We start from the raw sequence: 13,058 nt of genomic DNA on the forward strand, positions 1-13,058 counted from the left end.
GCCGAGTGGGTGCCAGGATGGCATCACGGCATATTTCAAAATCTAAATAACGAATTTTCAAGCAGGACACGGAATGTCTTTTTGCTCTTCGCGCTGGGCTGTAATCGGCTTGGCGCTGCTGCCTTTGTTCGTCAGTGCAGCGTCCTTTCAGAGTCCAGGGGATAGGGATCTGCTGCGCGAGCGCCAAGATCGCTTGCTGCAGGAGCAGCAACAGCGTTTGCAAGAGCTGCAGCAATTGCCGGGGAAGCAGTTGGCAGCACCTGAGCCGCCAGCCGATACCGAGGAGCGTTGCTTCGCGATTAGTCGTATCGACCTGCAAGGTTCTGAGCATCTGTCTCTAAGCAGTCGTAACGAATTACTGGCGCCCTATCTGGATAAGTGCCTAGGCGTCAGTCAGCTCAACGCGCTGCTTAAAGCCATCACCGACCATTATTTAAGCCGTGGCTACGTCACCAGTCGGGCCTACCTGCCGCAGCAGGATCTATCCAGCGGCACGCTGCAAGTCATAGTGGTCGAGGGCCGGCTCGAAGGCATTCGGGGGGCTGAAAATAGTCAGTTATCAAGTCGTGAACTGGCCATGGTTTTCCCCGGCGAAGACGGGGGGTTACTCGATCTGCGTGAAATTGAGCAGGCTGTTGATCAACTCAATCGCCTGCCGTCCAACCAGGCGCAGATGGAATTAACCCCCGGCGCGGCTGTAGGGAGCAGTAACGTCGTAGTCAAAAACACCCCGCAAAAACCTTGGCGTGTAAGCCTCTCGCGGCACAACGATGGCCAGAAAAGTACCGGGGAGCAACAGTGGGGCCTAGGGCTTGAGTGGGACAGCCCACTGGGTTTAGCTGATCAGCTGATGATCCGTGGTGGCCACGACGGCATAAGCGATAAATATAAAACCTCGAAAAACACCCTGTTCAACTACAACTTGCCTTGGGGCTGGTGGAACTTTAGCTATAGCTATAGCGAGAGCGACTACCGCTCGCTGGCGAAAACCGACAGCTTCAAGTTTAAGCAAAGCGGCGACAGCCAAAGTCATCAGCTGCGAGCTGATCGCGTGATCCACCGCGATGACTTGAGCAAGACCTCTGTCAATCTCGGTGTGTCCCATCTGCGTACCAACAATTACATCGAAGGCACGCGCCTGGATGTCAGCAGTAATCGTCTGAGCGAACTGCAATGGGGCATCAACCATGGCCGCCGGATCGGCAGTGCCTTCCTCAACATCGATCTGGGCGTGCAGAACGGCATTGGTGCTTTTGATGCCCAGCGCGATGAGCAAAAGCGTGATCAGCGCGGCAACCTCACGCCCACTAGCGATTATCGCAAGTACACGGCCACCCTGAGCTTTCTCCAACCATTTAGCCTGTGGGGTGAATCATTTAGCTTCACCAGCATGGCGACCGGGCAACGTAGTGAGGACGTGCTGTTCAGTCCGCAGCGCATGAGCTTGGGTGGTTCGTCCTCGATTCGTGGTTTGAAAGATCAGCAGCTCACTGGTGATAGCGGTGGCTATTGGCGCAACGATCTGCGTTGGACGCGCCCGGTCAGCATCGACTGGTTACGCCCGGTGTTTGCGCAATACGGCGCTGGCCTTGGTTATGACCAAGGGGTGATCAGCAACGACCGCTACAACGACAACTTTCATGGTCGGGTGTCCAGCAACTCCTTGGAGTTGTTTGCTCGGGGTCAGTACGTCAGCGCCAGCGTGACTTTTGCCCACTCGCTTGAGCGCCCGGATGTGCTCAGCGAGCGCGAGGCACCGATTTATTTCCGTATGGATTTCTTCCTGTAATTCAACGCTTAGTCGTATCGAGAGTTTGAAATGGACGTTCGCCAATTTTCCTTCCTAGCTGCTCAGCCGTCTGCTGCATTCACCGAGCGTGATCGCGTATGGGGCTTGCCTAAACGCGGTCTGGCATTTTTGCTGGCCAACGTGATGTTCTGGCAACCGCTGCTGGTGCAGGCCAGTGAGATTGTGGCGAGCAATCCCAACACCGCGATTAACCAGGCGGGCAATGGCGTTCCCGTGGTGAATATTGCCACGCCCAATGGCAGTGGTTTGTCGCACAACCAGTTCAAGGATTACAACGTTGGTGCCAATGGCGTCATTCTCAACAACGCCACTGGCCGCACCCAGGCGACAGAACTGGGCGGGATCATCCTTGGCAACCCCAATCTTTCTGGGGGTGCCGCACAGATCATCCTCAACGAGGTCAATGGCGGCAGTCCTAGTCAGTTGCGTGGCTATACCGAGGTCGCAGGGCAAGCGGCCAAGGTGATTGTGGCCAACCCCTACGGCATCAGCTGTAACGGTTGCGGCTTCATCAACACGCCAAATGTCACTCTCACCACCGGCAAACCTGTCATCGATAACCAGCGATTGGATCATTATCAGGTCGATGGTGGTGCCGTCAGTATCGATGGCCAAGGGCTCAATGCGAGCAATGTTGACCGCTTTGAAATCATCACCCGCTCAGCACAAATTAATGCGCAGCTGAATGCTCGTAATTTGGCAGTGATTGCCGGTCGTAATGATGTCAACGCGCAAAACCTAACCGCCACGCCAAGAGCGGATGATGGCAGCGCTAAACCTGAGCTAGCCATTGACTCTTCGGTCTTGGGCGGTATGTACGCCGGCGCAATTAAACTGGTTGGTACTGAAGCGGGGGTAGGGGTCAAACTCGATGGCAGCTTGGCCGCCAGTGCCGGAGATATTCAGCTAGATGTAAATGGCCGGCTCAGTCTGGCCAAGGCCAAAACTAACCAAAGCTTGCAGGTAAAAGCTCAGGAGTTGCTGACGACTGATGCAATCTATGCCGGTGGCCGAGTTGATGTACAAACCAGCGCTGCGCTGACTAACCAAAAGAGCATCGCTGCTCGCGATAGCATCAGCTTGAGCAGCCAGGGCCAGTTGCTTAACCAGGGGATTATTGAGGCCGGGGTTAACGCTGACGACAGCCGTAACAGCACCGCGGATGTCAGCCTGAACGCAGCCCATTTGGTTAACCAACAAAGTGTAGTGGCCAGTCGTAACTTGTCGGTTAATGCCAGCCAAACCCTGAACAACCAGGGTGGTACCTTGAGCGGAAAAAACAGCCAGATCAATGCTCAGCAACTGGATAACCGCGGTGGCCGTTTGTTGGCCAGCGATGACCTCAAGCTGACCGCTAAAAACCTGAATAACCGCGATCAAGGGCTGGTGCATAGTGCTAACCAAGCCACTGTGCAAGTGGCTGAAAGCCTCGACAACCAAAACGCGCGAGTTATTGGTCTCAATAACTTGACCCTGAATGCGGGCCAACTCAACAACGATGCAGGTTTGCTCGCCAGTCAGCAGCAGGTGCAAATTAGTGCTGGGCAAGCGAGCAACCGCAGCGGGGAAATTTCCGCCAAGCAAACCACGCTCAATCTCAGCAGCTTAGATAATCGCTCCGGTAAGGTGTTGGGTGACAGCATACGGGTGACTGCGGGTAACAGCATCGATAACCGCTTGGGGATTTTCTCAGCCAGCCGTGAATTGCAGATCCAAGCGCAAAGTTTGGATAACAGCGGCAAAGGCAACCTCGTTAGCCAAGGTAGTTTGAACGCCACGATTACCGGTCTTTTGGATAACCACAACCAAGGTAACGTGCTCAGCCAAGGCGCTCATCAACTCACTGTAGGCCAGTTGGATAACAGCCAAGCTGGTTTGCTTTCGAGTAAGACTAGCTTAGCGCTGCAGGGTACATCGCTAGTCAATCAGGGCGGTACGGTAATAGCTGATGGCAAGCTAGCGGTGACCGGCGGCAGCCTCGATAACAGCCAGCAGGGTCTACTCACTAGCCAAGCTGATACGCAGATCGAGGTTAACCAACTCACCAACCAAACTGGTCGTATCAGCAGTGCAGCAAACCTTCAGCTGACAGCCGCGCAGGTCGACAACGGCGCTGGACGTATCAACGCTAAGGGCGATCTCAATGCCACTGTTGGAAGCCTTAATCAACAAGGCGGTGAGCTGCTCAGCGAGGCACGGTTAACTCTTGCCGGTAACCAGCTTGATAACCGTAATGCCGGTCTGGTTGCGGCCACCCAAGGGGTGGAGTTACGCACACAGAACATCCTCAACCAGCAGGGGGAAATCTCGAGTCAAGCCAAGGTCATGGTGCTGGCGCAGCAGTTGCAGAACAGCGGCGGTAAGGTGATTGGCGACCAAGGTTTGAGCCTAAGCGTTGAACGACTGATTAATCAGAGCAAAGGCCTGTTGGCGGGGCGCGAGGGATTGGTGATTAACGCCGGGCAGGTGGATAACAGCCAAGGTGGGCGCATCACTAGCCAAAAAAACCTGAATCTCACACTCAGTGGTGAGTTGCTCAATCACAATCAGGGCACTTTGCTCAGTGATGGAGCCATACTGATCCACGCCGGCAGCATGAATAACAGCCAGGGTGGCACCGTCTCTGCTGCTCAAGGGTTAGCCGTTAGCAGCCAAGGTCAGGTGAATAACCAGGGCGGTAAGTTACTGGCAGACGGCACTTTGAGCTTATCCGCGACTGAACTGGATAACAGTCACAGCGGTGTTATCAGCGCTAAGCAAAACATTGATTTACATAGCGCTGGGCTTAATAACAGTCAGCGCGGCAGCATCAACAGTGATGCCGAGGTTGTACTTAACAGTGGGCAGTTAGATAACAGTCAACAAGGCTCGATCTTTGCCAAGGGGCAGATCAAAGCCAGTGTCACCGGTTTAAACCAGCAAGGCGCTGGTGAGCTGGTGAGCAGCAGCGGCATTGATCTGGATTTGCACCAAGGCCTGCTCGATAACCACAACGGTGGTTTGCTGGCTACCCCAGGGCAACTGCTGTTGCGCAACTTGGCGGTGGTGGATAACAGCCAAGGTGGTGAGATTTCCAGCAAGCAGTCTTGGCAGCTCAGCAGCACCAGTCTGAATAACCAAGGCGGCAAGCTGATTAGCAGTGACGAACTGCTCGTGCGCGTGGCTAAGGCCTTGGATAACAGCGTGGCCGGGGTGATTTCGGCGCAGAACCTGTTGCAAGTTGAGGCAGACAGCTTAAATAACCAGGCAGCTGGTGCACTGGTAAGCCGAGGTGCGGCGCGCATCACTGTTAACGGCGCATTGGATAATCGTCAGCAAGGTTTGTTGAGCGCGACCAAAAGCCTTGATGTCACTACAGGCTCTTTGCTCAACAGTGATAAAGGCCAGCTATGGGCTGGGGTCGAGCAAACCCTCAACAGTGGCGAGCTGGACAACAGCCAGGGCGGCCAGTTGACCAGCGATGGTAGCTTGAGTGTCAGCGCCACCAAGTTGAACAACGCCAGTGGTGTAATCGCCAGCCAGCAAGCCTTAAGCCTGACCAGCAGTACACTGGATAACCGTGCCGGACTAATCAACAGCCAGGCTAATCTTAATCTGCATGCCGCTCAGGTTAACTCCAGTGACAAAGGCGAAATATCGGCCAAGGGCGATCTGCAACTGACCGCAGAGCAACTGATTCAGCGGCAGGGGCGCTTGATTGGCGAACGCGGTGTGACGCTCGACCTGCTAGGCGGTGATCTGAATAACGACGCTGGCTTAATCAGTGCCAAAGGTCCACTGAGCTTTGCCAACCTGCGTAATTTGAGTAACCGCGAACAAGGCGAAATATCCAGTCAGGGCGCCTTTGCCATTAATGCTCAGCGTATTGATAACGGCGATCGCGGGGTTATCGTCAGTGCGGATCAACTGAGCCTAGATGCAGCCACTTTGATCAACGCCGAGAAGGGTTTGCTCTCGGGCTGGAATGGCCTAAGCATCAGCGGCGGCAGCCTCGACAACAGTGCCCAAGGCACGTTATCGAGTAAGAGCGGTAGCCTGCAAGCTGCTCTAACCGGTGGTTTGAATAACCAAGGTGGGGGCGCCTTGGTCAGCCAAGGCCAGCAGACCCTGACGATGCGTAGCCTGGATAACCGTGGCGGTATTATTTCAGGTCAAGCCGATGTCAGTCTCAGCGTGGTCGAGCGTTTGGATAACAGCGATCAGGGCCTGATATCTGCCGGCCAGGCCTTAGAATTCAAACATGCGCAAAGCCAGATCCTCAATCGTAACGGACAAATCAGCGCTGGCAGCATTAATCTGCTGGCGCAGAGCCTGGATAACAGTGCAGGACAACTGCTCAGCCAAGGGGCATTACAGGGCACGTTGAGCGGCGCATTGATTAACGCTAACAATGCGCGTTTGGCCAGTGGCGCTGCTTTATTGCTGGATGCGGCGAGCTTGGATAACCGCGGTGGGCAACTGGTCAGCCAGGCTGATTTGCAGTTGACACTGCGTAGTGGTGACCTGGACAACAGCAGCAAAGGCACTTTGGCCAGTCAGCGTGGGTTACTGATCAAACTGCTTAAGGGGGACCTGAATAACCAGCAAGACGGCCTGATTTACAGCCAGCAGGGCCAGTTGGATATCGCGGCGCGCAGCTTGCATAACCAACAAGGCACTTTGCAAAGCCAGACCGATAACCTGCTGCGCTTAAGCGCAAATTTGAACAACCAAGGCGGGCGAATCGACAGCCTAGCTGGCAACCTCGATCTCTCTGCCGTCAATGTAGATAACAGCAGCGGTGGTGTGCTTAATAGCCGCCAGGGCCGGCTGAAATTAGTCAGCGGCCTATTCGATAACCGTAGCGGCATTAGCCAAGGCAAGAGCCTCGACATTACGGCCAACAATGGGCTGCTCAATCAACTTGGGCACTTATCGGCACTGGCTGGCGACGCTCAGATCGTCACCACCAGCTTGAATAACCAAGGCGGCGGCCTGTATGCCGACAGCCTGCTGAAAGTCAGTGCGCAAACTCTGGATAACCAAGGTGCAGAGCTCGGTCAAGGTGGCAAGATCGGTGCACGTACCATTGACTTTGGCCTCACCGGCGCGCTGAACAACGGCTTCGGCTTGATCGAAAGCGATGAAACCCTACGCGTATCGGCGCAAAGCATCAGCAATACGGGCGGTAATCTGCGTGCTATGGGCCGCAGTGGCGAAACGCTTATCCGCACTTCGGGTTTATTCGATAACCGCTTTGGTGTGCTCGAAAGCGCCAATGAGCAGCTCAATCTGCAAAGCGCGGCACTGGATAACAACGGCGGGCGTATCGTCCATGGCGGTGCGGGCCTGTTCCAGATTGCCTCGGATCAAGTCACCCGTGCCGGGGGCAGTTTTATCACTAATGGCCAACTCGATATCAATGCCACAAGTTGGGTCAATAGTAGCGTCATCCAGGCTGGGCGCCTTAACCTCAATATTGGTCAGTTCAGCCAAACCGCTAGCGGCCAATTGCTGGCTAGCCAAAGCCTAACTGGCACCGGCAACAACTGGCAAAACGACGGCCTGCTGGCCAGTGATGGCAGTGTTGATCTGCGCTTAAGTGGCACTTATAGCGGTAATGGTCGTTTAACCAGTTTGGCTGAGCTGCAGCTCACTAGCGGTAGTGTTGATCTGGCTGCTAATGGCCGTATCGCCGGCGGTGCGCTCAGTCAAATCAGCAGCGGTACTGTGAACAACTACGGGCGCATAACCGCTGTTGGCGATTTGCGTGTGGATGCCAACAACGTCAATAACTACGGCACATTGGGCGGCAGCCAAAACCTGCGCATCAGTGCTGAGCAATTGCTGAATGAGCAAGGCCTGCTGTTTAGTGGCCGGGATATGACCTTGCGGGTCAACGACTTCAGCAACCGCAATGCCGATGTATACAGCTTGGGCGCGCTGGATGTCGCTCGGGACGACGCTGGCGCGCGCAGCCGTTTGGTTGAGAACATCTCTGCCAGCATCGAGAGCGCGAGCGATATGCGTTTGCTCGCCACCACGATAAGCAACCGCCGTGAGCAGTTCAGCACCGAGAAAAAGCTGGTTTCAGGCAACTTCAACATCACATCTAACGACCGCTGCAAAGGTAAAGGTTGCGAGCTGTATTTTGACGCGGTAGAGCGTTACGAAGATGTCATCAGCGGCAGCTCAGCCGCAGCCTTCATCAATGCTGGTGGCGACTTCACGGCCAACAGCCAGAACTTCGACAACCTCTATAGCTCAGTGTCGGCCGCTAAAAACATTCTGATCAACACCGATGTGCTGACCAATCGTGGCGCTGCGGGTGGGGAGGAGGTGCACCTCAAGTCGGGTTTCTATACCCGTGATCGCAGCTTCTACAACACCCTGATGGAGCGTCAAGAGCAATTCAACCTCTATAACGATCCCACCTCTGCCGACTACCAACCAGGCGAGATGAGTTTGGAAAAACTCATGGATGGTATCGGTAACTTCTTCGAGACCAGTACTTACACCGTACCTACTACTGGTTCAGTAGTGGCGCAGGCGGTCATTCAGGCTGGTGGCGCAGTGAACATTAACGCCACCCAGCAAATCGATAACAGCGTTATCCGTCCTAACACCGGCGGCATCAGTGCGCCGGAGAAAAACCGCAACACTGACTCCGCCGTGTTTGCCTCTAGCGTAAAGCCGGCCATCACCGCACAACTGCCCCCGGACCTCGCCCAGCGTCAGGTTAATCCCGTGACGTTGCCTGGATTCAGCCTGCCGAGTGGGCAGAATGGCCTGTTCCGTCTCAGCGGTCAGGCAGGCCAGCAGGGCGGCGCGTCTACAGCCTCAACTGGTGTCGATGAGTTCGTGGTAGGCGCTCGCCAAATCACCGCTAAGGAGCGCGATAAGGCATTGAGCTACAGCGCCGTGCAAGAGCGTGGCTTTAGCATTGCGGGGCAACCTGCCGCGGGGGCAGTCAATGCCCAAGGGCCTTTACAGCTCGATAACGGTGCTATGAACGTGAAGCGGGTGCAGGGGCTACCCGAGATTGCGCCGGTGGATAACCGCCACAAATATCTGATCGAAACCAACCCGGCACTCACCGACCTCAAGCAGTTTATGAGCTCGGATTACCTGCTCGGCAAACTGGGCGTCAATCCGGATGAAACTAACCGCCGACTGGGTGATGGCCTTTACGAGCAGCGTTTAATCCGCGACGCCATCGTACAGCGTACCGGCCAGCGTTATATCGATGGCATTGCCAGCGACGATGAGTTGTTCCGCTATCTGATGGACAACGCCATCGCCTACAAAGACTCTCTCAATTTGCAGCTCGGTGTGGCCTTGAGTGCAGAGCAAGTGGCTGCGCTGACCCACGACATTGTGTGGATGGAGGAGGCCGAGGTTAATGGCCAGAAGGTGCTGGTGCCGGTGCTGTATCTGGCTCAAGCCAACAACCGCTTGGCTCCTAATGGCGCGCTGATTCAAGGGCAGGACGTCAGCCTGATCAGCGGCGGCGACCTGCATAACAGCGGTACCTTGCGGGCGACCAACAATCTCAACATGGTCGCCAACAACATCGACAACAGCGGCTTGATGCAAGCGGGTAATCGTTTGCAAATGCTTGCCACCGACTCGATCAGCAACAGCCGTGGTGGCATCGTCAGCGGTCGTGATGTGAGTGCTCAGGCTCTGACCGGCGACATCATCAACGAGCGCACAGTCACGAGTTATCAGCAACAAGGTGACGGTTTCAAACTGCGCAATGATGTAGTCAGTGCCGGTTCCCGTTTTGAGGCCAGCGACCGCCTGGATGTTAATGCCGGGCGTGACCTGATTAATCTCGGCAGTACCCTAAGTGCCGGTGGTGATGCCAGCATTCGCGCTGGCCGTGACCTGCTGATCGCCAGTCAGACTGAGCAGGACGACTACGCCTACCAACGCCGTCGTGTGCATGGCAGCGAACAAAGCATCGAACAACATGCCTCAAGTGTTGAGGTCGGCGGCAACTTAGAGCTCGAAGCACGTCGCGATTTAACGGTGATCGGCAGCCGGGTAAGCGCAGAGCAAAACTTAAGCGCTACTGCCGGGCAAAACCTGACCTTAGCCGCCGCGGCCAATGAAGACCACGAGTACTCCAAAGGCAAAAAAGGCAAAACCAAAACCACCATTCAAGAGGATGAAGTCAGCCAGCAAAGCGCTGAGCTGAAAGCCGGGGGCGACCTGATTGCGGTGGCGGGCAAAGACCTGACTTTGCTCGCCAGCAAGATCGGCGCCGGCGATGAAGCCTACGTGCATGCCGACAACGAGTTGAACATGTTGGCCGCGCAAGACAGCAACTACTCGCTGTACGACATGAAGAAGAAGGGCAGTTGGGGCAGCAAGAAAACCCAACGCGACGAAGTCACCCAGGTAACCAATGTCGGCAGCGAAATCATCACCGGCGGTGACCTGACCCTCTCCAGCGGCAGCGACCAACGCTACCAAGGCGCCAAACTTGAAAGCGGCGGTGACCTCACCATCGCCAGCGGCGGTGCAGTGACCTTTGAAGCGGTAAAGGATCTGCATCAGGAGAGCCATGAGAAGAGTAACAGTGATTGGGCTTGGACAAGCGCCAAGGGCAAGGGGACTACTGACGAAACCTTGCGCCAAACTCAGATGGTGGCTCAGGGCGAAATTGCCATTCGTGCAGCTGGAAAAATTAATATTGATATCCAGCAAATTGATCAGCAAAGCGTTAGCCAGACCATCGACGCCATGGTTCAAGTCGAACCGCAGTTGGCTTGGATCAAACAAGCTGAAGCAAACGGTGAGGTGGATTGGCGTCTAGTTAAAGAAATCCACGATGGCTGGGATTACAAACATTCCGGCTTAGGTGCTGCGCCAGCACTAATTATTTCAATTATCGCCAGCTACTACCTTGGGCCGCTCGCGGGTGCCCTAGTTAGCAACTTTGCAGTGGGCACTATCAATGGTGGTGGAGACATTGGCGCAGGGATAAAAGCGGCAACTAATAAGAACGCGATTAAAGGCTATGCTACCCAGGTAGTCACGCAAGGGGTTTTGGACGGCATTGATCAGGCTGGCGGATGGGGTACCAATGGGGCCAAGGTTCTTGAAGGAAGCGGGGTCAATAACCCTGGCTATGCCTCAGGCAATTTAGATTGGAACACTATAGGTAATAACCTTACCCGCAGTGGTGCTCATACCTTAGCGGTTGGGGGGATAAACACCGCCATCTACGGCGGCAGTTTAAAAGACCATCTAGGCGCTGCGGCAGTGTCTGAAGGTCTGGATCTAGCTGCCGCATTCGGCAACAAGCAGGTTGGCGACTTAGCTGCAAAACTTGATGTGGATCCAGGTAGCGCGCAAAAGGTACTGATGCACGCCATCTTAGGTGGCGCCTTATCAGCCGCTAGCGGGGGTGATTTTAAAACTGGTGCATTGGCAGGTGCAGCCGCAGAAGGACTAACCGCTCTAGCTACGGAGAAATTAGGCCAGTACTTAGATTCTCGTTACCTGACGGATGACCAGTTTAAGGTCGGTACCGCTCAAATCATCGGGTTGCTAGCAGGCGCTCTGGGTGATGGCGATCCACAGATAGGCAGTTGGGTCGCGGGTAATGCAGAGCGTTATAACGCTCAGTTGCATAGGGAGGCTGCTGCACGACTGCAAGGTGGGTTTACGGCACTACACAATGAGGGCAAGTATTTAGATCTGCAGCCACAAGATGTTTTGACTGACCTACAAAAAATTGTGGACGGCGAGAAAAACCCAGCCAATCTTAATCCGCGAGTCGTTGCGTTCCTGAATGAGTTTCCACCTGCTCAACTGCGCGAAGCTCTTTTAGAGCCGACAGAAAATGAAAGGCTGGTGGCTCTGGGAATAGATTTAGTTTACAACCCAACGCCAGCAGGTAAGGCTAAGGCAGCTGCAAGCATTGGTGAGACGCTAACTAAAGACGCATTGGAGGCTCTTGAAAGAAAATATGGCGAAGCTATGCTTGAAGGTGCAAAAGCAACTGGGGCCGTTGGGAGTGACGCTGAAAAGATTGTAACCGTCAGCAAAAGCCGCTTTCCTGAGTCAGCGCAACACATCGAAGATGCTATTGACGCGGGTAAGCCTGGCACTCTGACCATCGATCGCGGGAATGCCGCATCACGTAGGCGTGACTCTTTGCGCGGTACTGAAACCAAGCCAGGCCTTGATCGTGATGAGTATCCACCTGCAATGTTCCAAGAGGGTGGTCAAGGTTCTTCTGTAAGACATATCAATCCTAGCGATAATCGCGGAGCCGGTGCCTGTATTGGTGCACAATGTAGAGAGTTGCCAAACGGAACGAAGATTCGAATAGACGTGGTGGATTAGAGTATGTCCAGTTTGGATAAGTTATTATCGAGCGCAAGTTCATCTTTGAGTGAACGTAAGCCGGAAATTTCAGGGCAGTCACATAGGTTGGCAGGTGCTTTAGCTGATCAGCTCTTGGGGATGCTGTTTCAGCGCAATGGTTTTTATGCCCTAGAAAGCGCTTTGCATGTATTTCCAACGCACTCTAGCCAGCAAGAAATTGGTCTTTGTGATTGGAATGAAAATATTCTGTGGCGCAGCGCTTATAAAGGTCTGGCTGATGGTTGCTTATTTTTTGCTGAAGATGTTTTTGGTGGGCAGTTCTGTATTAAAGATAACAATGTTTGTATTTTTGACCCGGAAACCGGAGCATTAGAGTACTTGGCTGACGATATTGAAAGCTGGGTAAAAATACTTCTTAGTGATTATGAAGCGCTTACGGGCTACCCGTTAGCGCATCAATGGCAAAAGAAGAACGGTCAGCTTCCTACAGGAAAGCGTTTGTTGCCGAAGGTGCCATTCGTACTGGGTGGTGAGTTTGTGCTGGAAAATTTGTATCTGGCTGATGCTGTGGAGGGGATGAGGTTTAGGGCTGATATTGCCAGTCAAATTAAAGATCTGCCAGATGGTGCTCAGGTTAAATTCAATATTGAAAATTGAATATTTATAACGGATAGCAGGCTTATATAAAATTAGATTTGATACCGGCCTTGCGCCGGTATTTTTGCACTCTATATGCACCTTTCTTGCACCTTTCTTGCACCCTTCCTGCACCCCGTTAGTACTCAAGTTGCACCCTTTCTGTAGTCTTTCTGTACCCCAGCCTGACGACCTTCGGTCTACCCGACGTCTCCCCGTCTTCAGTAGCAGCTGGCTTTAGAGTCCGATCCCAGTACCCAGGAGATTGGGCATGAACAAGCGTTTCACT

Annotated in this window: 3 protein-coding genes; all 3 read left to right on the forward strand. The window is 54.1% G+C overall.

Annotated features, from left to right (window positions below):
* The first annotated feature begins 73 nt into the window (after window positions 1-73).
* From NTD81_RS19295 to NTD81_RS19305, 3 genes are read left to right on the forward strand one after another with little or no spacing between them, the layout of a single operon-like run.
* The gene (locus NTD81_RS19295) at window positions 74-1,789 is read left to right on the forward strand and encodes a ShlB/FhaC/HecB family hemolysin secretion/activation protein (protein WP_262184359.1); all 1,716 of its coding nucleotides are present in this window, start codon (window positions 74-76) and stop codon (window positions 1,787-1,789) included.
* Window positions 1,790-1,819: 30 nt separating this feature from the next.
* On the forward strand, window positions 1,820-12,151 hold the full coding sequence (locus NTD81_RS19300) for a filamentous hemagglutinin N-terminal domain-containing protein (protein WP_262184360.1): 10,332 nt from the start codon (window positions 1,820-1,822) through the stop codon (window positions 12,149-12,151).
* A gap of 3 nt (window positions 12,152-12,154) precedes the next feature.
* Complete coding sequence (locus tag NTD81_RS19305) at window positions 12,155-12,790, forward strand: SMI1/KNR4 family protein (RefSeq protein ID WP_262184361.1); 636 nt, start codon at window positions 12,155-12,157, stop codon at window positions 12,788-12,790.
* The last annotated feature ends 268 nt before the right edge of the window (window positions 12,791-13,058 follow it).

It is taken from the genome of Pseudomonas sp. 5P_3.1_Bac2, assembly GCF_025465995.1.
Lineage (GTDB): Bacteria > Pseudomonadota > Gammaproteobacteria > Pseudomonadales > Pseudomonadaceae > Aquipseudomonas.

Excerpts from the sequence above, each read along its gene's own strand:
- NTD81_RS19295 (WP_262184359.1), top strand. The coding sequence starts at position 74 with ATGTCTTTTTGCTCTTCGCGCTGGGCTGTAATCGGCTTGGCGCTGCTG.
- NTD81_RS19300 (WP_262184360.1), top strand. The coding sequence starts at position 1,820 with ATGGACGTTCGCCAATTTTCCTTCCTAGCTGCTCAGCCGTCTGCTGCA.
- NTD81_RS19305 (WP_262184361.1), top strand. The coding sequence starts at position 12,155 with ATGTCCAGTTTGGATAAGTTATTATCGAGCGCAAGTTCATCTTTGAGT.